This window comes from Pseudomonas sp. W15Feb34 (assembly GCF_023127765.1).
Lineage (GTDB): Bacteria > Pseudomonadota > Gammaproteobacteria > Pseudomonadales > Pseudomonadaceae > Aquipseudomonas > Aquipseudomonas synxantha_A.
This window is the reverse complement of sequence record NZ_SPKN01000042.1, coordinates 198,526-219,245: the sequence shown is the minus strand read 5'-3', so window position 1 is coordinate 219,245 and position 20,720 is coordinate 198,526. Positions and strand designations below refer to the sequence as shown.

At 60.6% G+C, this 20,720-nt stretch carries 16 protein-coding genes; 12 read left to right on the top strand and 4 right to left on the bottom strand.

The genetic code is table 11. The features are described from left to right. Positions 1–11: 11 nt before the first annotated feature. The 4 genes from flgB to flgE are packed head-to-tail and all read left to right on the top strand — an operon-like array spanning position 12 to position 2,950. A complete protein-coding gene (gene flgB, locus E4O97_RS19990) occupies positions 12–419 on the top strand; it encodes a flagellar basal body rod protein FlgB (protein ID WP_003193573.1) in 408 nt (135 codons plus the stop codon). Positions 420–422: 3 nt separating this feature from the next. Next, the gene (flgC, locus tag E4O97_RS19985) at positions 423–866 is read left to right on the top strand and encodes a flagellar basal body rod protein FlgC (RefSeq protein WP_005790586.1); all 444 of its coding nucleotides are present in this window, start codon (positions 423–425) and stop codon (positions 864–866) included. Between the two features lie 16 nt (positions 867–882). After that, positions 883–1,602: a flagellar hook assembly protein FlgD gene (flgD, locus tag E4O97_RS19980; RefSeq protein ID WP_032879841.1), complete on the top strand. Its 720-nt coding sequence runs from the start codon at positions 883–885 to the stop codon at positions 1,600–1,602. 31 nt (positions 1,603–1,633) lie between these two features. Then, positions 1,634–2,950, top strand: coding sequence for a flagellar hook protein FlgE (gene flgE, locus E4O97_RS19975; RefSeq protein WP_032879842.1), 1,317 nt, complete (start codon positions 1,634–1,636; stop codon positions 2,948–2,950). A 260-nt stretch (positions 2,951–3,210) separates the two neighbouring features. On the opposite strand, the gene E4O97_RS19970 is transcribed toward flgE, so the two are convergent. Continuing rightward, positions 3,211–6,105, bottom strand: a complete 2,895-nt coding sequence (locus E4O97_RS19970; protein ID WP_032879843.1) for a ribonucleoside-diphosphate reductase subunit alpha — start codon at positions 6,103–6,105, stop codon at positions 3,211–3,213. Between the two features lie 742 nt (positions 6,106–6,847). Between E4O97_RS19970 and E4O97_RS19965 the strand changes: the two genes are divergently transcribed. Together E4O97_RS19965 and E4O97_RS19960 are read left to right on the top strand one after the other, a co-directional pair. Then, complete coding sequence (locus tag E4O97_RS19965) at positions 6,848–7,573, top strand: response regulator (RefSeq protein ID WP_032879844.1); 726 nt, start codon at positions 6,848–6,850, stop codon at positions 7,571–7,573. After that, complete coding sequence (locus E4O97_RS19960; RefSeq protein WP_032879845.1) at positions 7,570–9,180, top strand: ATP-binding protein; 1,611 nt, start codon at positions 7,570–7,572, stop codon at positions 9,178–9,180. The genes E4O97_RS19965 and E4O97_RS19960 overlap by 4 nt, the downstream gene beginning before the upstream one ends. Positions 9,181–9,200: 20 nt before the next feature. On the opposite strand, the gene E4O97_RS19955 is transcribed toward E4O97_RS19960, so the two are convergent. After that, positions 9,201–9,920, bottom strand: coding sequence for a 4'-phosphopantetheinyl transferase superfamily protein (locus E4O97_RS19955; protein WP_078822101.1), 720 nt, complete (start codon positions 9,918–9,920; stop codon positions 9,201–9,203). Between the two features lie 138 nt (positions 9,921–10,058). On the opposite strand from E4O97_RS19955, the gene E4O97_RS19950 reads away from it, so the two are divergent. The 3 genes from E4O97_RS19950 to E4O97_RS19940 are packed head-to-tail and all read left to right on the top strand — an operon-like array spanning position 10,059 to position 12,406. Then, a complete protein-coding gene (locus E4O97_RS19950; RefSeq protein WP_005790571.1) occupies positions 10,059–10,367 on the top strand; it encodes a hypothetical protein in 309 nt (102 codons plus the stop codon). 18 nt (positions 10,368–10,385) lie between these two features. Continuing rightward, positions 10,386–11,063: a response regulator gene (locus E4O97_RS19945; RefSeq protein ID WP_005790569.1), complete on the top strand. Its 678-nt coding sequence runs from the start codon at positions 10,386–10,388 to the stop codon at positions 11,061–11,063. Continuing rightward, a complete protein-coding gene (locus E4O97_RS19940; RefSeq protein WP_005790567.1) occupies positions 11,060–12,406 on the top strand; it encodes an ATP-binding protein in 1,347 nt (448 codons plus the stop codon). The genes E4O97_RS19945 and E4O97_RS19940 overlap by 4 nt, the downstream gene beginning before the upstream one ends. A gap of 102 nt (positions 12,407–12,508) precedes the next feature. Here E4O97_RS19940 and E4O97_RS19935 read toward each other — a convergent pair whose 3' ends face one another. Continuing rightward, complete coding sequence (locus E4O97_RS19935; RefSeq protein ID WP_032879850.1) at positions 12,509–13,507, bottom strand: AraC family transcriptional regulator; 999 nt, start codon at positions 13,505–13,507, stop codon at positions 12,509–12,511. A 338-nt stretch (positions 13,508–13,845) separates the two neighbouring features. Here E4O97_RS19935 and E4O97_RS19930 point away from each other — a divergent pair, with 338 nt between their 5' ends. From E4O97_RS19930 to E4O97_RS19920, 3 genes are all read left to right on the top strand, one after another. After that, on the top strand, positions 13,846–15,177 hold the full coding sequence (locus tag E4O97_RS19930) for a dicarboxylate/amino acid:cation symporter (RefSeq protein ID WP_003189258.1): 1,332 nt from the start codon (positions 13,846–13,848) through the stop codon (positions 15,175–15,177). Positions 15,178–15,318: 141 nt separating this feature from the next. Continuing rightward, complete coding sequence (locus E4O97_RS19925; protein WP_078822099.1) at positions 15,319–16,305, top strand: XdhC family protein; 987 nt, start codon at positions 15,319–15,321, stop codon at positions 16,303–16,305. Further along, positions 16,302–16,886, top strand: coding sequence for a nucleotidyltransferase family protein (locus tag E4O97_RS19920; protein WP_032879853.1), 585 nt, complete (start codon positions 16,302–16,304; stop codon positions 16,884–16,886). The genes E4O97_RS19925 and E4O97_RS19920 overlap by 4 nt, the downstream gene beginning before the upstream one ends. 80 nt (positions 16,887–16,966) lie before the next feature. Here E4O97_RS19920 and rne read toward each other — a convergent pair whose 3' ends face one another. After that, complete coding sequence (rne, locus tag E4O97_RS19915; RefSeq protein ID WP_216091987.1) at positions 16,967–20,089, bottom strand: ribonuclease E; 3,123 nt, start codon at positions 20,087–20,089, stop codon at positions 16,967–16,969. Positions 20,090–20,720 lie beyond the last annotated feature (631 nt).

The window sequence follows — 20,720 nt, the reverse complement described above, 5'->3', positions numbered from 1 at the left end:
AGGTTTCCGCCATGAGCATCAGCTTCGATAAAGCGCTCGGTATCCATGAACAAGCCCTGGGCTTTCGCGCCCAGCGTGCCGAAGTCCTGGCCAATAACATTGCCAACGCCGATACCCCGAACTACAAGGCTCGGGACCTGGACTTCTCTGCCGTGCTCGCCGCACAGCAAGACAAGACCAAGAACGGCACCTTCGCCTTGAACATGACCAACAGCCGTCATATCGAAGCGCAAGGCCTGAGCAAGGGTGACGAGTCGTTGCTGTATCGCACGCCGATGCAGCCGTCGATCGACCAGAACACCGTCGACGCGCAGTTGGAGCAATCGAACTACGCCGAGAACTCGGTGAACTTCCAGGCCAGCTTTACCCTGCTCAACAGCAAATTCAAAGGGCTGATGTCAGCCCTGCGTGGAGAATAAGCCATGTCCCTGTCCAGTGTTTTCAATATTGCCGGCAGTGGCATGAGCGCGCAGACCACGCGTTTAAACACCGTCGCCAGTAACATCGCCAACGCCGAGACCGTCTCTTCGAGCATTGACCAGACTTACCGTGCCCGTCACCCGGTGTTTGCCACCATGTTCCAGGGTGGCCAGGCCGGTGGCAGCGATTCGTTGTTCCAGAACCAGGACGCAGCCGGCTCCGGCGTGCAGGTGCTGGGTGTGGTCGAAGACCAGAGCAACCTGGAGGCCCGTTACGAGCCCAACCATCCGGCCGCGAACGAAAAGGGTTACGTCTACTACCCCAACGTCAACGTGGTCGAGGAAATGGCTGACATGATCTCCGCCAGTCGTTCGTTCCAGACCAATGCGGAAATGATGAACACCGCCAAAGCCATGATGCAGAAGGTCCTGACCCTGGGTCAGTAATAAGGGGCGCCAAATAATGGCCATCGTTGATACGTCAAACAACACGGCAGTCCAGGACCTGTTCAATTCCAAGGTCAAGGACGCTTCGAACAATGTCTCGAATGTTTCCAAAGCGGCCACTGGCAACCAGTCGCTGGGCAAGGACGCATTCCTGCAGTTGCTGGTAACCCAGCTGAAAAACCAGAACCCGCTGTCGCCCCAGGACAACGGCGCGTTCGTGGCCCAACTTGCCCAGTTCAGCAGCCTGGAAGGCATCAACACCCTGAACGACTCGGTGAATAACATCTCCAGCAACTTCAGCTCTTCGCAAGCGCTGCAGGCTTCATCGCTGGTGGGGCGGTCGATCATTATCCAGACCGACAAAGCCATGGTTGATACCAGCAAGAGCATGAACGGTTCGGTAGAGGTGCCATCGGCGGCGGGTAACGTTTCCGTCAAAATCACCGACAAGGACGGCAACGTCGTGCGCACCGTGGATATGGGCGCGCAGAGTGCCGGCAGCCAGAGCTTTATCTGGGACGGCAAGAATGACAAGGGCGAGGTCGCCCCAGCCGGCACCTACACCTTCAATGCCTCCACCAAGAACGACAAAGGTGACGCGGTGGCCCTGGCCACCTCGCTACCGGCCACGGTTACCAGCGTGACCTTGAGCAAGACCGGCGGCGAAATGCTGCTCAACCTTGCAGGCGGCATGGGCAGCGTCAAGCTGTCGCAAATTCAGACTATCGGTACATAGAGCCGGCTAAATACGGCAGAGGGAGAGAAACATGTCTTTTAATATCGGCCTTAGCGGCCTCTATGCGGCCAACAAACAACTGGACGTGACCGGCAACAACATCGCCAACGTCGCGACCACTGGCTTCAAGTCATCCCGTGCGGAATTCGCCGATATCTACGCGGCTTCCAAGTTGGGCACCGGCCAGAACAGTATCGGCAACGGTGTGAACCTGGCGGCAGTGTCCCAGCAGTTCACCCAAGGCGATGTCAATGGTAGCGGTGGCATCCTCGACATGGCGATCCAGGGCGGTGGCTTCTTCGTGCAGAAGGGCAGCGACGGCTCGCTGGAATACACCCGTAGCGGTGCCTTCCGAGCGGACAAAGACGGCTATATCACCAACAATACCGGCACCTCGCGCCTGCAAGGCTATGCCGCGGACGAGAATGGCAAGATCACCAAGGGTGGCCTGGTCGACCTGCAGCTGAACCTGGCCAACCTGCCCCCGAAGGCGTCTACCAAGGTGGACTCTTCCAGCAACCTGAACTCCTCGTCGCCGGTGATCGATCAGTCCAAGAACCCGTTTGATCCAACCAAATCCGAAACCTTCACCACGCAATACAGCACCACCTTGTACGACTCCCAGGGCAACGCGCACCCGATGGTGCAGTACCTGGTGAAAACCGATGCCAACCAGTGGCAGGCCTACACCTTGATCGATGGCCGCAATCCTGATGGTTCGGCGCCTACCGGTACCGGTGCTGACGTGAAGGCGCCTGTGCCGTCGACGTTGAGCTTCGATGGTGCTGGTAACCTCAAGAGCATCGTGACCGGCGGTGTTGCCGGTAACACCTTGACCATCAAGGATTGGGTACCTGGCACGGTGACCGATGGCGTATGGAAGGCTAACGATGCGACGGCGAACAAGGACGGCATCGCCATCAACATGGGCACCGTCACCCAGTACAACTCGGCCAGCTACCGTAACCCGCCGGTCACAGATGGTTACGCCACCGGCCAGATCACCGGCTTGAAGATCGATGGCAGCGGTGTGCTCTTCGCCACCTTCAGTAACCAGCAGAGCAAGGCCATCGGCCAGATTTCTCTGGCCAGCTTCAACAATGAGCAGGGCCTGCAGCCCGCCGGCGGTACGACCTGGAAAGAGACCTTCGCGTCGGGTCAGCCGGGCTTCGACGCACCGGAATCTGGCACTCTGGGGTCGATCAAGGCCACCTCCCTGGAGAACTCCAACGTCAACCTGACCAACGAGCTGGTTGACCTGATCAAGGCCCAGAGCAACTACCAGGCGAACGCCAAGACCATCTCCACCCAAAGCACCATCATGCAGACCATCATCCAGATGACCTGATAGGTTAGTGCTTCAAAATGTGGGAGGGGGCTTGCCCCCGATAGCGGTGTATCAGCCAAGTATCCATTGACTGACACCACCCTATCGGGAGCAAGCCCCCTCCCACATTTGCATCTGCTTCACGCTGCCAATCCAGTTATTGACCGAACCGCAGTACCGCAACAAGGGCTTTATGCCCGCCCAAGAAAAAGCCCCCGATACACCCTAGGTGTATCGGGGGCTTTTCTGCCTTAAGTGGTTAAACCCTCGGCAGGTTCAGCTTATTGGCAAGCTTCGCAATCCGGCTCGTCAATCGCGCAGGCCTTTGGCACAGGTGCCGGACCGGCAGGAGCTGCGAGAACCGAATCATCACCATGGTTGCCGCTGGAAACAGCGTTCAACTTACCGGTGTTGATGGTCGACTTCTCGGTGCTGGTCGCGGCCAGGGCACGGAGGTAGTAAGTGGTTTTCAGGCCACGGTACCAGGCCATGCGGTAGGTCACATCCAGCTTCTTGCCCGAAGCGCCGGCGATGTAGAGGTTCAACGACTGAGCCTGGTCGATCCACTTCTGACGGCGGCTGGCGGCGTCAACGATCCACTTGGTATCCACTTCGAAGGCGGTCGCGTAGAGCTCTTTGAGTTCTTGCGGGATGCGTTCGATCTGCTGCACGGAACCGTCGTAGTACTTCAGGTCGTTGATCATGACCGAGTCCCACAGGCCGCGGGCTTTCAGGTCGCGAACCAGGTATGGGTTGATCACGGTGAATTCGCCCGACAGGTTCGATTTCACATACAGGTTCTGGTAGGTCGGTTCGATCGACTGCGACACGCCAGTGATGTTGGCGATGGTGGCGGTCGGTGCGATGGCCATGATGTTGGAGTTACGAATACCTTTTTGCACGCGGGCACGAACCGGCGCCCAGTCCAGGGTTTCGTTCAGATCAACGTCGATGTACTTCTGGCCACGGGCTTCGATCAGGATCTGTTGCGAATCCAGCGGCAGGATGCCCTTGGACCACAGCGAACCCTGGAACGTCTCGTAGGCGCCGCGCTCGTCGGCCAGGTCGCAGGACGCCTGGATCGCATAGTAGCTCACCGCTTCCATGGATTTGTCGGCGAACTCGACCGCAGCATCCGAACCGTAAGGAATGTGCTGCAGGTACAGCGCGTCCTGGAAGCCCATGATACCCAGGCCCACTGGACGGTGCTTGAAGTTGGAGTTCTGCGCCTGTGGCACCGAGTAGTAGTTGATGTCGATCACGTTATCGAGCATGCGTACTGCGGTGTTGACGGTGCGTTCCAGCTTGGCGGTGTCCAGCTTGCCGTTGACGATATGGTTCGGCAGGTTGATCGAGCCCAGGTTGCAAACGGCGATCTCGTCCTTGTTGGTGTTCAAGGTGATCTCGGTGCACAGGTTCGAGCTGTGGACCACGCCCACGTGCTGCTGCGGGCTGCGCAGGTTGCATGGGTCCTTGAAGGTCAACCAAGGGTGGCCGGTTTCGAACAGCATGGACAGCATTTTGCGCCACAGGTCTTTGGCCTGGATGGTCTTGAACAGCTTGACCTTGCCTGGGTACTCGGTGAGGGCTTCGTAGTACTCGTAGCGCTCTTCGAAGGCCTTGCCGGTCAGGTCGTGCAGGTCCGGCACTTCGGATGGCGAGAACAGGGTCCACTTGCCGTCATCGAAGACGCGCTTCATGAACAGGTCAGGGATCCAGTTGGCGGTGTTCATGTCGTGGGTACGACGACGGTCATCACCGGTGTTCTTGCGCAGCTCGATGAACTCTTCAATGTCCATGTGCCAGGTTTCCAGGTAGGCACACACAGCGCCTTTGCGCTTGCCACCCTGGTTAACGGCGACGGCGGTGTCGTTCACCACTTTCAGGAACGGTACAACGCCCTGGGACTTGCCGTTGGTGCCCTTGATGTAAGAACCCAGTGCGCGCACCGGGGTCCAGTCGTTACCCAGGCCGCCGGCGAATTTGGACAGCATGGCGTTGTCGTGGATCGCGTGGTAGATGCCCGACAGGTCATCCGGCACGGTGGTCAGGTAGCAGCTCGACAGCTGAGGACGCAGGGTGCCGGCGTTGAACAGGGTCGGGGTCGACGACATGTAGTCGAAGGACGACAGCAGGTTGTAGAACTCGATCGCACGGTCTTCTTTGTTCTTCTCTTCAATCGCCAGGCCCATGGCCACGCGCATGAAGAACACTTGCGGCAGTTCGAAGCGGATACCGTCCTTGTGGATGAAGTAACGGTCGTACAGGGTTTGCAGGCCCAGGTAGGTGAACTGCTGGTCGCGCTCGTGGTTGATCGCCTTGCCGAGTTTTTCCAGGTCGAAGGTGGCCAGGATCGGGTTCAGCAATTCGAACTCGATACCCTTGGCGATATAGGCCGGCAGGGCTTTGGCGTACAGGTCAGCCATCTCGTGGTGAGTGGCGCTGTCGGCGACTTTCAGGAAGCCCAGGCCTTCGGCACGCAGGGTGTCCATCAACAGGCGCGCGGTCACGAACGAGTAGTTCGGCTCGCGTTCAACCAGGGTACGGGCGGTCATCACCAGCGCGGTGTTGACGTCGGTCAGGGCCACGCCGTCGTACAGGTTCTTCAGGGTTTCGCGCTGGATCAGGTCACCGTCGACTTCTTCCAGACCTTCGCAGGCCTCGGTGATGATTGTGTTCAGGCGGCCCAGGTCCAACGGGGCAAAGCTGCCGTCAGCCAGGGTGATGCGGATCGACGGGTGCGCTTGTACGGCAGCTTCTTCGGCCGGGGAGCGTACGGCACGTTCCTTGGCGCGCGAATCGCGGTAGATCACGTAGTCGCGGGCCACTTTTTGCTCGCCGGCACGCATCAGGGCCAGTTCAACCTGGTCCTGGATTTCTTCGATGTGGATGGTGCCGCCCGAAGGCATGCGACGCTTGAAGGTCGCGGTGACCTGTTCGGTCAGGCGGGCAACGGTGTCGTGGATGCGCGACGAGGCAGCAGCGGTGCCGCCTTCAACTGCAAGAAACGCTTTGGTGATGGCGACGGTGATTTTGTCATCGGTATAAGGAACGACAGTGCCGTTACGCTTGATCACGCGCAGTTGGCCAGGTGCGGTGGCGGACAGATCCAGATTCGAATCAGCGGCCTGGGGCACGGAGCCTTGCGGGTTCTCGCGAGTTGTGTCGGTTTGCATGGGGGGTTGTCTCCACATTCTATATTTATTTGGGCACCATCAAGGTGCCCACCGTTCCGTCCTGAAGCACTTACAGCAGGCCAGGGCCTGGCATAACAACTTCGGGACAGGAGGAAGGGAGCTCATCGCGCCGCTTCCATGCCGAAGTCTTTGGCTTGGGGCCGGGAGCCCTTCGCCGTATTCCTGCTGGGTGACAGTGGCCTGGTTCAAGCCCTGCAACACCCGTACCGTCTTCAGCCAAGCGGGCTTGAAAACGGCTGCCATCCGCGTGCGCGGTTTGGGCTTTGAAAAAATGCTTTGGTTCAACCAAACGTGAGCAAGAAAGCGCTTGAGTTTCTGGTCTGACTTGTGTTTGGTTTTTTCGCTTAAAACCCTACATGTAGGGTTTTTTTAGCGCCGAGGTACAAGATAATGCGTTTTTGGGGGGTTAGCAACGCACTACCTGTGGATAACGCTGTGAGTAAAATGTGTATGAATCGTGGAACACCCGTGTAGGCCGCATTACTACTGGATCACACCGTTTGTCACCGAATATTCCGAGGTGCAAACCGTTGGTTGGAATTTTGAGGGCGCGAACCCTATCACAAAAAAACGCCATCACCGAATGGAATTCCTGGCTTGTATTTAAGGGTTGGGGCATGGCTACAATCGGGCTTTGTTATGCCCTTAAAACATGACAAACAGGGTATGGGCGGTGGAGGCCGCGTGAGCCAAAGAATTTCTAATAATAATGAGGTGGCGCGTGGAGCAAGATGCCTGGCAGATACTGATCATCGAGGACGACGAGCGACTCGCCGAGTTGACCCGTGAGTACCTGGAAAGCAACGGCCTGCGCGTGTCGGTGGAAAGCGATGGCGCCCAGGCTGCGGCGCGCATCATCGCCGAGCAGCCGGACCTGGTGATCCTCGACCTGATGCTGCCCGGCGAAGATGGCCTGAGCATCTGTCGCAAAGTTCGCGAGCGCTATGAGGGCGTGATCCTGATGCTTACCGCGCGTACCGACGACATGGACCAGGTGCAGGGCCTGGACATGGGCGCTGACGACTATGTGTGCAAGCCCGTGCGCCCGCGCCTGTTGCTGGCGCGTATCCAGGCGCTATTGCGGCGCAGCGAGCCGGCGTTACCGGCGGCGGGGGAAAACCAGCGCCGCCTGCAGTTCGGCCCGCTGGTGGTGGACAACGCGCTGCGCGAAGCCTGGCTGCACGATGGCGGGATCGAACTGACCAGCGCCGAATTCGACCTGCTGTGGCTATTGGTCGCAAATGCCGGGCGCATCCTGTCCCGGGAAGAAATCTTCATTGCCCTGCGCGGCATTGGCTACGACGGCCAGGACCGCTCCATTGATGTGCGCATCTCGCGCATTCGGCCGAAAATCGGCGACGACCCGATCCACCCGCGCCTGATCAAGACCATCCGCAGCAAAGGCTACCTATTCGTCCCCGAAGCCGCTGCCGACATGCCGCTGTGAATTCGATCTTCCTGCGCATCTACGGCGGCATGTGCGCGGCGCTGATCCTGGTGGCGTTGCTCGGCGCCCTGGCGTTGCATCTGCTCAACGATGTGCGCAGCGGCCAATACCGCGAAAGCCTGGCCCACGGCACCTTTGCCTTGATGGGCGATAACCTGCAAGCCATGAACGCCATCGAACGGCTGCGTGCCTTGGCGGTATGGGAGCGTTTGCTGGGCATTCCGCTGGAGCTGCGCACGTTTACAGAGGCGCAACTGGACCTGGGCCAGCGCAACCGCTTGCAACGCGGCCAGGTGCTGGTGGAACAGACCGGCCCTCATGCGGCGCGGGTACTGCGATTGGTCAGCGAGCAGGAACAGCTGGTGCTCACCGGTGAAGTGCAGCAGATCAGCGAGCAATTGGCCCGTGCAACTATCTACCTGCTGGCCGACGAACTGGTGCGTTTTCCGGTGGCTGAGCAGCCACAACGCCTGGCCGACATCAAGCAGGCCAAGGGCTTTGGTTTTGAGATGCACTTGATGGCCCTCGACCAGGCCGATATGGACGACGACCAGCGCCGTCGCGTGGCGGAAGGCGATACGGTGATGGCTCTGGGCAAGGGTGGCGATTCGATCCGCGTATTTGCCGGCATGGTCGGTACGCCGTGGGTGCTGGAAATCGGCCCGCTCTATCAAATGAACCCCTATCCGGCACAGTGGCTGATTCTGATCACCTTGATCGGCCTGACCCTGATCGGCTTGATCGTTTATCTGCTGGTGCGCCAGCTGGAGCGCCGGCTCAAAGGCCTGGAGGCGGCAGCAACGCGGATCGCCAAGGGCAACCTGGAGGTGCGCGTGCCGGCCCGGGGCGCCGATTCGGTAGGGCGCCTGGCGGCAGCGTTCAATGGCATGGCCGAGCACTTGCAGCAATTGCTGGCGATTCAGCGCGAACTGGTGCGTGCGGTGTCCCATGAGCTGCGCACGCCGGTAGCGCGCCTGCGTTTTGGCCTGGAGATGATTGGTGACGCCGCCACTCCCGAGGCGCGGCGTAAATACCTGGAAGGCATGGACGGCGATATCCAGGACCTCGATGGCCTGGTGGATGAAATGCTCACCTATGCGCGCCTGGAGCAGGGCGCGCCGGAGTTGAATTTCCAGCGAGTGGACCTCGATGCACTGCTTGACCAAGTCATTGGCGAATTGTCGCCACTGCGCCCGCAGGTCACCGTGACTCGCGGTGTCTGCCTGTCATCGGCCCACTGGGAGGACGCCTGGGTCGACGCTGAGCCGCGTTACCTGCACCGCGCCCTGCAAAACCTTGTCAGTAACGCCATGCGCCACGCCAAGGGCCAGGTGCTGATCAGTTATCAGGTCGGCCAGCTGCGCTGCCGTATTGATGTGGAAGACGATGGCCCCGGCGTGCCGGAGAGTGCCTGGGAGCGAATTTTCACGCCGTTCCTGCGCCTGGACGACAGCCGTACCCGCGCCTCGGGGGGCCATGGCCTTGGCCTGTCGATTGTGCGGCGGATCATCTATTGGCACGGCGGGCGGGCGTTGATCAGCAAGAGCAACAACCTGGGCGGGGCATGCTTCAGCCTGAGTTGGCCAAGGGATCAAGACAAACCCTGACACCGCTATCGGGACCAAGTCTACCTAGCGCCGATGGCCACCAGGCTCAACAACTGCTCCCCTTCCACCCCAAACTGCCCCTCCAACTCTTTGCCATCACCCCATTCTTCAGAAAGATCCGTGAGCAACCGCAGCCGCACATGGCCCGCCTGTGACCACTCCAACAGCTCGGCATGTTCAAAGTAAAAGCGCTTTTGCACGATGGGGTAGAGCGCCTTGAACAGACTCTCCTTGATCGAAAACGTCAGCGTCACCAGCAACCCATGCAGCTCACGCGGTATGGTCGCCATACGCTGCAGCTCGTTGGCTGTCAGAATTTCCCCGGCCAGGCGCTCCGCCCGCTCCAGAGTCAGCACATTCTCCAGGTCCATGCCCAGCCCGCGCCATTGCGCCTTATGCCCGACAATCGCTGCGGCGTGCCCGGTGCTGTGGGTGATGGAACCACTGATATGCCCTGGCCAGACAGGCGCGCGGTCTTCACCGATGGCTGGAATGCAGTTGAGGTTATCCAGGCGTTGCAGTGCTTCGCGGGCGCACAGGCGCCCTGCGAGAAACTCCGCCTGACGCTTGGCAACCGAGCGCTGAATGCTCGCCGGCGGCGGCACAGCGCTGCGTTGGAAATCGCCCGCGTCCAATAAGGCCGGATCGAATCGGGTGCTCAAAAACACCGTGCCAGGTAAGGCGACAGGTAGCGGCCAACGGGCATCGAGCGGGGTGCAGCAAGAGGGTAGGGGCGTCATGCGCGGTATTTTGCCGAGTTGGCGCGCCAGTGGATAGTCCGGCGCGGTTCAGGTGTAGTCAAGAGCCTGTTCAGGGGGAGTTCAGGGGCGCCTGCGTAGTCTGGACCTCACAGCCCAAACGCGTATGAGGTAATGACCATGACTGCGATCAAGAAGCTGATGTTGGCGTTAACCATGCTCGGTGCCACCGCGGGCGTGCAGGCCAGCGATGGCGCCTTTGCGGCCTTTGGCGGCGAAAAAACCAGGAAATCCGGCAACCTGATCCATCGTGTCAGCTTCGAAGACGTCGGCACCCAGGCCGCGCCGTGGGGTCAGGCCCTGGGCGTTACCGCTGCGCAACCCGACTATCGCAGCGGCTACACGCACCTGACGGGCCAGTACAATGGCATTAAACTGCGCCCGCAAGACGTGCAGGGCCGCTATGATATCCCTCTGTCGGACAGTTGAATTGCCTTGGAGAGCCTTATGAAATTGCTGGTGGTGGAAGATGAGGCGCTGCTGCGTCATCACCTGTTTACCCGCCTGACCGACAGTGGGCATGTGGTCGAAGCCGTGGCCAATGCCGAGGAAGCCCTGTACCAGACCGGCCAGTTCAACCATGACCTGGCGATCATCGACCTTGGCCTGCCCGGCATGGGCGGCCTGGACCTGATCCGCCAATTGCGTACCCAGGCCAAGACTTTCCCGATCCTGATCCTGACCGCTCGCGGCAACTGGCAGGACAAGGTCGAAGGCCTGGCGGCCGGTGCCGACGACTACGTGGTCAAACCCTTCCAGTTCGAAGAGCTGGAGGCGCGCATGAATGCCTTGCTGCGCCGCTCCAGCGGCTTTACCCAGTCCACTATCATCGCCGGGCCGTTGCTGCTGGACCTCAACCGCAAGCAGGCCTCCCTGGATGAACAGCCGCTGGCGTTGACCGCCTACGAATATCGGATCCTTGAGTACTTGATGCGTCATCATCAACAGGTGGTGGCCAAGGATCGCTTGATGGAGCAGCTCTACCCTGATGATGACGAGCGCGATCCGAACGTGATCGAAGTGCTGGTCGGTCGCCTGCGCCGCAAGCTGGAAGGCCCCGCCGGGTTCAAGCCGATCGATACCGTGCGCGGCTTGGGTTACCTGTTCAATGAGCGCTGCCGTTGATTCGCTCGCTACGTGTGCGCCTGATGCTGGCGGCCGCCACCCTGGCCGTGCTGTTTATGCTCGGCCTGTTGCCGGCCATGCAAGGCGCCTTCAGCCTGGCCCTGCAGGATTCCATCGAGCAGCGTCTGGCGTCGGATGTGACCACCCTGATTTCTGCGGCGCGGGTGGAAAATAACCGCCTGCTGATGCCGGCGCAGTTGCCTGACGAACGTTTCAACCTTACCGACAGCCGCCTGCTCGGCTATATCTACGACCGCGAAGGCCATCTGGTGTGGCGTTCGCGGGCGACCCAGGAAGAAAACATCAACTACAAACCGCGTTACGACGGGCGCGGTAATGAGTTTGCGCGCATCCGCGAGGCCAATGGCCAGGAATTCTTCGTGTATGACGTCGAGGTCCGGTTGCTGGGGGGCAAGAGCGCCGCCTTCAGTATCGTCGCCCTGCAACCGGTGCGTGAGTACCAGTTGACCCTCGAAGGCTTGCGCGAGAACCTTTACCTTGGATTCGGCGCGGCCCTGCTGGTGCTGTTGACGCTGCTGTGGCTGGGCCTGACCTGGGGCCTGCAAGCCTTGCGGCGCCTGAGTCAGGAACTTGACCAGATCGAAGGCGGTACCCGCGAAAGCCTCAGTGAAGAACACCCCCGCGAACTGTTGCGCCTGACCGGCTCGCTCAACCGTTTGCTGCACAGCGAGCGGGAACAGCGTACGCGCTACCGTGACTCCCTTGATGACTTGGCCCACAGTTTGAAAACCCCGCTGGCGGTCTTGCAGGGGGTGAGCGAAGACATGGCCCAGCGTCCCGAAGAGCGCAGCCAGGCGTGGGTATTGCAATCGCAGATTGAGCGCATGAGCCAGCAGATCGGCTACCAATTGCAGCGTGCGAGTCTGCGTAAAAGCGGGCTGGTGCGTCACCAGGTACGTCTGGAGCCCGTGCTGCAAAGCCTGTGCGATACGTTGGAGAAGGTTTACCGCGACAAGCGTGTCACCGTCACCTTTGATCTGCCACCTGAGTGCGACGTGCCCATCGAGAAAGGCGCGCTGCTCGAAATGCTCGGCAACCTGCTGGAAAACGCCTATCGCCTGTGCCTCAAGCAAGTGCGAATCAGCTTGGTGGAAAACCTGGACGGCCTTGAGCTGTGTATCGAAGATGATGGCCCAGGCGTGCCACCGGACCAGCGCGCCCGGATCCTGCAAAGGGGCGAACGTCTGGACCGCCAGCACCCGGGGCAGGGCATCGGGTTGGCGGTGGTCAAGGACATCATCGAAAGCTATCACGCGCGTTTGACGTTGGGGGATTCAGCGTTAGGGGGGGCTGCGTTCAGGATTCATTTTCCGGCCTTGTGATCTGCACTGGCCTCTGAATGTATTCACACATCAGATTTTGTAAACCCGATCAACTGTGGGAGCTGGCTTGCCTGCGAAGAGGCCCTCCCAGGCGCTATACCTTTAACTCTCCTGCGCCCTGTAGGCCCCCGGCGTCAACCCCGTCCATTTCTTGAACGCCCGATGAAACGCCGACGGTTCGGAGAACCCCAACTGTTCGGCAATTTCCTGCAAAGACAAATCCGCCCGTCCCAGGTGGTAAATGGCGATATCCCGGCGTAACTCATCCTTCAACGCCTGAAAGCTCGTGCCTTCTTCGCGCAGATGCCGGCGCAGGGTTTGCGGGCTGATGTGCAAATGCTGGGCGACGGCTTCCAGGTCCGGCCAGGGCGTGCGGTCGCGGCTGAGCAAGCGGCGCAACTGGCTGCTCAGGCTGTCGCCTTCATCCGGCCGCGACAGCAAGTCGGCAGGGGAGCGCTGCAAAAAATGCTTGAGAGTGCGTTCATCCTGCAACAACGGCAGGCTCAGGTAGCGGCTGGGAAACACCAGGCTGCTGGTCGGCGCACCGAACACCAAGGGGCAGGGGAACAGCAGGTCGTACTCGCCAGCATGGTCCGGCATCGGGTAACTGAAGGTGGCCTGTTGCAGCCGGATTCGCTGGCCGATCAGCCAACTGCCCAGGCGATGCCAGATCACCAGCAGGCATTCACTGAGGAAGTGATCCGGGTCCCATAGCTGCGAGTCATCCAGGCTCAGCCGCGCCATATCGCCTTCTTTCGTCAGCTGCCAGCGCGGGCCCTGTGGGAATAGGCTATAAAACAATAAGCCGCGTTCCAGAGCCTTTTCCAGCGTGCGGCAGTGGATCAGGGCGTGGCACATCATGGCGAAGGTGCCACGCTTGCTCGGGCCTTCGGCGAACCCCAGGTATTCGTCATCCAGCCCCAGCCAGAGCATTTGCAGCAACCGCGTAAATTGCTCCGGAGCGATACGGGCGCGGGGCTCGGTCAGCAGTTCGGGGCTGATGCCCACCTGCTGCAACAGCCCTGAGTAGTCGTAACCCACACGACGCGCACCGCCGAGGGCGGCTCGGGCGTAGTGACTGGCGATGGTACGTTCACGCATGAAAGGGCCTCATCCATGGAGTGGCGGATGGTAGTCAGACCCCGGCGCGACGGCAAGGCGGATATCCGCCAAATTGTAGGACGAGACGGGGCGGGCGGGCGGAAATCCGCCACCTTGTTCCACGGCTCAAGCGCGTCAATAAACGCCAAGCCCCGATGTTGAAGGGCCTTCAGGGTGTTTAAGCAAAGTGGCACGCTGTTTGCGATAGGGATTGCAGCGCAGGCTCTCTCCTACAGGCTTCGCAAACAACAAATCCCTCCAGTGCAGGAGGGTTCGCAATTCAAGTGTCGTGGGCAATGGCGGATATTTGCCACACGGGACGATTGAGGAACTTTGCAATGACGACTCGTCAGCCAATCTACAAATCCCTGTATTTCCAGGTGATCGTTGCAATCGTTATCGGTATTTTGCTCGGCCACTTCTACCCGCAGACCGGCGTGGCCCTCAAACCACTGGGTGACGGCTTTATCAAGCTGATCAAAATGGTCATCGCCCCCATCATCTTCTGCACCGTTGTCAGCGGTATCGCTGGCATGCAAAGCATGAAATCGGTCGGCAAAACCGGTGGCTACGCACTGCTGTACTTCGAAATCGTGTCCACCATCGCCTTGCTGATCGGCCTGGTCGTGGTCAACGTTGTGCAGCCGGGCGCCGGCATGCACATCGACGTCGCCACCCTGGACGCTTCCAAAGTGGCGGCCTACGTCACCGCCGGTAAAGACCAGAGCATTGTCGGCTTTATCCTCAACGTCATCCCGAACACCATCGTCGGCGCCTTTGCCAACGGCGACATCCTGCAAGTGCTGATGTTCTCGGTGATCTTCGGTTTCGCCCTGCACCGCCTGGGTGCCTACGGCAAGCCGGTGCTGGACTTCATCGATCGCTTCGCCCACGTGATGTTCAACATCATCAACATGATCATGAAGCTCGCGCCAATCGGTGCCCTGGGCGCCATGGCGTTCACCATCGGTGCCTACGGTGTGGGTTCGCTGGTGCAACTGGGCCAGCTGATGATCTGCTTCTACATCACCTGCATCCTGTTCGTCGTGCTGGTGCTGGGCGCAATCTGCCGCGCTCACGGTTTCAGCGTGTTGAAGCTGATTCGCTACATCCGTGAAGAACTGCTGATCGTACTGGGTACTTCGTCTTCCGAATCCGCACTGCCGCGTATGCTGATCAAGATGGAGCGCCTGGGTGCGAAGAAGTCCGTCGTCGGCCTGGTGATCCCAACCGGTTACTCCTTCAACCTCGACGGTACGTCGATCTACCTGACCATGGCTGCCGTGTTCATCGCTCAGGCGACCGACACCCACATGGACATCACCCACCAGATCACCCTGCTGCTGGTGCTGCTGCTGTCCTCCAAAGGCGCTGCAGGTGTGACTGGCTCGGGCTTTATTGTCCTGGCTGCCACCCTGTCGGCTGTCGGCCACCTGCCGGTTGCCGGCCTGGCGCTGATCCTGGGTATCGACCGCTTCATGTCCGAAGCCCGTGCCCTGACCAACCTGGTGGGTAACGCCGTAGCCACCATCGTTGTGGCCAAGTGGGTCAAGGAGCTGGACACCGACAAGCTGCAAAGCGAGCTGGCATCCGGTGGTACCGGTATCTCCGAAACTCGCGAGCTCGATGACCTGGGTGTGGCCGAAGGCCCTGCTCCTGTGGTCAAGTAAGCCGCTGATGGCGTGATCTGACGCTTAGGCAATTGGCAAACGCCCCGACTGGTTCGGGGCGTTTGCGTTTGTGCGCGGCCACTTTTTGATTATTTTGCTTTACAGTAAACAACGATTTTTCAACGCTGGCAGGAAGGTTTGATGGACAGTGTGGATTTGAATGTCCTGCGTAGCGTCCTGGAATGGCGCCGCGCCGGGCAGCGCGTGGTGCTGTACAGCGTGGTACAGACCTGGGGCAGCGCGCCGCGCCCTCCGGGGGCGATGCTGGCCTTGCGTGGCGACGGTGTGGTCATTGGTTCTGTGTCCGGAGGCTGCATCGAAGATGACTTGATCGCACGCCTGCAGGACGGGCGGCTGGCGGACGACGGACCACCAGTGCAGCTGGTGACCTACGGCGTCACCCGCGACGAAGCGGCACGTTTTGGCTTGCCGTGTGGCGGCACGCTGCGCCTGACCGAAGAGCGGGTGGATGATTGGGCCTGGGTCGAGCAACTGTTGGCGCGCTGTGAAGACCACCAGGTCGTCGCACGTGAATTGAACCTGGCCACGGGCGCGGTAACCCTGAGCGCTGCGAGCAAGACTGATGTGGTGAGCTTCGACGGCGAACGCCTGCGCGCCATTTACGGCCCGCGCTGGCGGCTGCTACTGATCGGCGCCGGGCAACTGTCGCGCTACGTCGCCGAAATGGCGCGCTTGCTGGATTTCGAAGTGCTGATCTGCGACCCCCGCGAAGAGTTCGTCTACGGCTGGGAAGAGCAACATGGCCGCTTTGTACCTGGTATGCCCGACGAGGCGGTGTTGAACATCCACACCGATGAGCGCACGGCCATCGTTTGCCTGACCCATGATCCGCGTTTGGATGATATGGCGCTGCTGACGGCGCTGAACTCCGCTGCGTTCTACATCGGCGCCCTGGGTTCGCGGGTCAATACCCAGAAGCGCCGGGAGAACCTGGCGGCGCTGGGCTTGTCGGCGGATGCGATTGCGCGCTTGCACGGGCCGATTGGTTTGCATATCGGCAGCCATACACCGGCGGAGATTGCCCTGTCGTTGATGGCGGAAATTGTCGCGATCAAGAACGGCGTGGCACCGATGCAGAAAAAGCCCCTGGCGGTAGCGGCGCAGTGACCGTTACAGCGATTGTGCTGGCAGCGGGGCAGGGCAGTCGCTTTCGCGCCGAAGCCGGGGCGGATCAAGACAAGTTACTGGCTGCTTGCGTGGGGCTGGATGGCGTTATCCGGCCGGTCATCGAGCAGGTGCTGCGCAACTTGCCTGAGCGTGTTGTAACGCGCTGGCTGGTGACGTCGCCGGGGCGCGGGGAGGTTATCCGCCTGGCAGAGGCTTATGGCTGTCAGGTTGTACTGCTGGACTCGAGCGGGATGGGCGACAGCATTGCGGCCGCGGTCAAGGCCAGCGGTGCAGCGGATGGGTGGCTGGTGGTGTTGGGGGATATGCCGTTTATCCAGTCATCGAGTATCGAGCGGGTTATTGCCAGCGTGGAGGGCATCACTGTGCCGGTATCTGCCGGGCAGTATGGGCACCCGGTGGCTTTCGATCACACGTTTGGGCCGGCGCTGATGGCTCTGAGTGGGGATCGTGGGGCCAAGCCGTTGTTTGCACAAACACAGGTGCGAGAGGTGCAGGTAGATGATCCTGGTGTGCTTTGGGATGTCGATGTGCCGCAACGGTTGAGTTTTACTGCAGGTTAAGTGTGGGAGCTGGCATTCCAAGTAGCCATAAAAAAGCCCCGCCTGATTGCTCAGGCGGGGCTTTTTAGTGGCGGATGGAATCAGACGAGGGGTTTAGGCTCTTCTTCCACGGCCTTGTGCTCTACCGCCTGGGCAGCCGCTGCGGCAGCTGCTTCGGCTTCCTTGCGACGACGACGCACTTCACGCGGGTCGTTCGGCGCACGGCCATTTTCGGTAAGGGCGCTGGCAGGTGCAGCTTCAACCACTGGGGCTTCAACTTCAACCACGGGTGCGGGCTCCACAACCGGCGTCGGCTCAACCACTGGGGCTGGCTCGGCGACGACTTCAGCAACCGGCGTCGGCGCTTCTTCTACCGCAGGGGCAGGCGTTGGCGCTTCAACCGGGGCAGCTGGCTCAGCGGTCCACTGGAAGGCGGTCTGTTCTTCGCGAACTTCACGCACAACCGGGGCGGCTTCTTCGGCAACCGGTGTTTCTACAGCCACTTCAACCACTGGCGCAGGCTCGATAACCGGTGCGGGCTCAACAGCAACCACTTCGGTTTCTGGCTGTGCGTCGCGAACCGGAGCAACTTCCACTTGCGCAACCACTGGGGCTTCGATAGGGGTCGTGGCTTCAACAACTGGCGCTTCCACAACCGGCGCTTCAACCACTGGGGTCTGGACAACGGGTGTTTCTACGGCAGCAGTTTCTTCGACAGCGGCGGTAGCACGCTCGGCTTGCTCGTGAGCCTGGGCTTGCGCAGGTGCGCTGATGACCGAGCTGGCGACGGCAGCGGTAACGGCCAAGCCGGCAGCCAGTTCGGCGCCCGTTGGTTCGTTGCTGGCCGCTTCTGCGTTTTCGCCGGCTTCTTCCGCGCCTTCGATCACGTTGCCGTTGGCGTCACGCTGACGCTCACGACGGTTGCTGCGACGACGCTGGCCACGGGAGCGGCGGCGTGGACGATCGCCTTCGGCGTTGTCCTGGCCGTCTTCCTGCAGTTGCTCTTCGCCGGTCAGTACTTCTTCTTCGCTGGCGGCAGCGGCTTGCTCGGCGCGTGGTTGACGCTCTTCACGCGGCGGGCGCGGCTGGCGCTCTTCACGTGGGGCACGCTCTTCACGCGGCTGGCGCGCCGGGCGTTCTTCGGTGGTTGCGGCAGTGGCAGCAGCGACGGCAGGTGCCGCATCCAGCGGCTCGCGCAGTTCACGCACACGCTCTTCACGCTCGCCACGCGGCTTGCGATCTTCGCGCGGAGCACGCGGGGTACGTGGTGCGCGCTCTTCACGCGGTGCACGTTCTTCACGGGCTACGGCCGGGGCTTCTTCACGGGCTTCGCGAGGAGCGCGCTCTTCACGGGGGGCGCGTTCTTCACGCGGTGCACGTTCTTCGCGTGGCTTGCGTTCTTCGTCACGGCGGCCGTTGCGGTTGCGGCTCTGCTGGCGGCCGTTGCGACGCTCTTCGTTGCGCGCCGGGCGCTCGGTGGCAGGCTTTTCAACCACAACCGGGGCGGCAGGCTCTTCCTTGGTGGCGAACAGGCTGACCAGCGACTTCACCAGGCCCTTGAACAGGCTTGGCTCAGGCAGGGCGGCCGGTGCGGCAACCGGTGCGGCGGCTTCGGTCGGGACCGGTGCGTTGGCACGTGCCGGTGCAGTCTTGACGGCGGCTTCCTGGCGAACCAGGGTGCGGGTCGCGGCCGCTGGCTGAACTTCTTCCACTTCGGCCGCGGCAGCAGCGATTTCATAGCTGGACTGCCCGCTATGGGCTTCCGGGCTGTCATCACGCAGGCGCTGTACTTCGAAGTGCGGCGTCTCGAGGTGATCGTTCGGCAGGATGACGATACGAGCACGGGTGCGCAGTTCGATCTTGGTGATCGAGTTGCGTTTTTCGTTGAGCAGGAAGGCGGCAACCGGAATCGGCACTTGTGCGCGAACTTCGGCGGTGCGGTCTTTCAGGGCTTCTTCTTCGATCAGGCGCAGGATTGCCAGGGACAGCGATTCAACGTCACGGATGATGCCGGTGCCGTTGCAACGCGGGCACACGATACCGCTGCTCTCACCCAGGGACGGGCGCAGGCGCTGACGGGACATTTCCAGCAGGCCGAAGCGCGAGATACGGCCCACTTGTACGCGGGCACGGTCGGCTTCCAGGCACTCGCGGACTTTCTCTTCCACGGCGCGCTGGTTCTTGGCAGGGGTCATGTCGATGAAGTCGATCACGATCAGGCCGCCGATGTCACGCAGGCGCAGCTGGCGGGCGATTTCTTCAGCCGCTTCCAGGTTGGTCTGCAGGGCGGTTTCTTCGATGTCGCTGCCTTTGGTGGCGCGCGCCGAGTTGATGTCGATGGACACCAGGGCTTCGGTCGGGTCGATGACGATGGAGCCGCCGGAAGGCAGTTCGACCACGCGCTGGAAGGCGGTCTCGATCTGGCTTTCGATCTGGAAACGGTTGAACAGCGGAACGCTGTCTTCGTACAGCTTGATCTTGCTGGCGTACTGCGGCATCACCTGGCGGATGAAGGTCAGGGCTTCGTCCTGGGCTTCAACGCTGTCGATCAGCACTTCGCCGATGTCCTGGCGCAGGTAGTCGCGGATGGCGCGGATGATCACGTTGCTTTCCTGGTAGATCAGGAATGGCGCGGAACGATCCAGGGACGCTTCCTTGATAGCGGTCCACAGTTGCAGCAGGTAGTCGAGGTCCCACTGCATTTCTTCGCTGCTGCGGCCCAGGCCTGCAGTGCGAACGATCAGGCCCATGTCGGCCGGTGCGATCAGGCCGTTCAGCGCTTCGCGCAGTTCGTTGCGCTCTTCGCCTTCGATGCGACGGGAAATACCGCCGGCACGCGGGTTGTTCGGCATCAGGACCAGGTAACGGCCAGCGAGGCTGATAAAGGTGGTCAGGGCGGCGCCCTTGTTGCCACGTTCTTCTTTCTCGACCTGGACGATGACTTCCTGGCCTTCGCTCAGGACGTCCTTGATGTTCACGCGGCCTTCGGGGGCTTTCTTGAAGTATTCGCGGGAGATTTCTTTGAGGGGCAGGAAGCCGTGGCGCTCGGAGCCGAAATCGACAAAGGCAGCCTCAAGGCTTGGTTCGATGCGAGTAATACGGCCTTTATAGATGTTGGCCTTCTTTTGCTCGCGTGCACCGGATTCGATGTCCAGGTCGTAGAGGCGTTGGCCATCTACCAGTGCAACACGCAACTCTTCGGGTTGAGTCGCGTTAATCAGCATTCTTTTCATGTTGTACCGTCGGTTTCCGGGCTGCCGGAAACGGCGTTCGGCACACACGACTTCTCACGGTCGGTGTCAGGTGCGTCAAGAGTGGTTGGCCACTCCAGTGTCCAGCAAAACCTGCCAATTGGGCCGGTATCGCGACGGACGCGTCCTGCTCGTTAGCGGTGGTGACAAAGGCACCACTTCAACAAAAGCTAAGGTCAGGAGGAGGAATCAACCGGCGACTGTGGACGAGATGAAGCGTCTGAAACAAGCCTAGTGCTACACAGTCCGACGGTTGTGCATCTCCACCCTACACGTATCCCTGATAATTCGGGTGCTGCCGCGCGCAGAATCCGCAGCGGGTTGGCATTTACCGTGGGCTCCAATGGGGAGTCCACGCTCATGGCTAAACAAGACTAGGTGTGGGCGACTGCGCTCTCACTCAGCTCTTAACAGGCGTTGTTTCCGAAGCATCTGCCATGGTCTGGCTCAAGACTGACTGCACTTTGTGAACTGGCCGTAAATATCGGCGCAAAACGCGAGTATTCACTCTGCTTTTTGCACTCGCTTCAGGCCTCATGTCACCTGCGCTTGTTACAATCCCGAGCCTTCCAAGGTGGCCGAAGCCCCGTAGGACGGCCTCGCG

What these genes read in the sequence shown, in the direction of transcription:
- E4O97_RS19945 (WP_005790569.1), top strand. Translation starts at nt 10,386, where the DNA reads ATGAAATTGCTGGTGGTGGAAGATGAGGCGCTGCTGCGTCATCACCTG.
- flgD (WP_032879841.1), top strand. Translation starts at nt 883, where the DNA reads ATGGCCATCGTTGATACGTCAAACAACACGGCAGTCCAGGACCTGTTC.
- E4O97_RS19935 (WP_032879850.1), bottom strand. Translation starts at nt 13,507, where the DNA reads ATGCGTGAACGTACCATCGCCAGTCACTACGCCCGAGCCGCCCTCGGC.
- rne (WP_216091987.1), bottom strand. Translation starts at nt 20,089, where the DNA reads ATGCTGATTAACGCGACTCAACCCGAAGAGTTGCGTGTTGCACTGGTA.
- flgC (WP_005790586.1), top strand. Translation starts at nt 423, where the DNA reads ATGTCCCTGTCCAGTGTTTTCAATATTGCCGGCAGTGGCATGAGCGCG.
- flgB (WP_003193573.1), top strand. Translation starts at nt 12, where the DNA reads ATGAGCATCAGCTTCGATAAAGCGCTCGGTATCCATGAACAAGCCCTG.
- E4O97_RS19925 (WP_078822099.1), top strand. Translation starts at nt 15,319, where the DNA reads ATGGACAGTGTGGATTTGAATGTCCTGCGTAGCGTCCTGGAATGGCGC.
- E4O97_RS19955 (WP_078822101.1), bottom strand. Translation starts at nt 9,920, where the DNA reads ATGACGCCCCTACCCTCTTGCTGCACCCCGCTCGATGCCCGTTGGCCG.
- flgE (WP_032879842.1), top strand. Translation starts at nt 1,634, where the DNA reads ATGTCTTTTAATATCGGCCTTAGCGGCCTCTATGCGGCCAACAAACAA.
- E4O97_RS19930 (WP_003189258.1), top strand. Translation starts at nt 13,846, where the DNA reads ATGACGACTCGTCAGCCAATCTACAAATCCCTGTATTTCCAGGTGATC.
- E4O97_RS19970 (WP_032879843.1), bottom strand. Translation starts at nt 6,105, where the DNA reads ATGCAAACCGACACAACTCGCGAGAACCCGCAAGGCTCCGTGCCCCAG.
- E4O97_RS19950 (WP_005790571.1), top strand. Translation starts at nt 10,059, where the DNA reads ATGACTGCGATCAAGAAGCTGATGTTGGCGTTAACCATGCTCGGTGCC.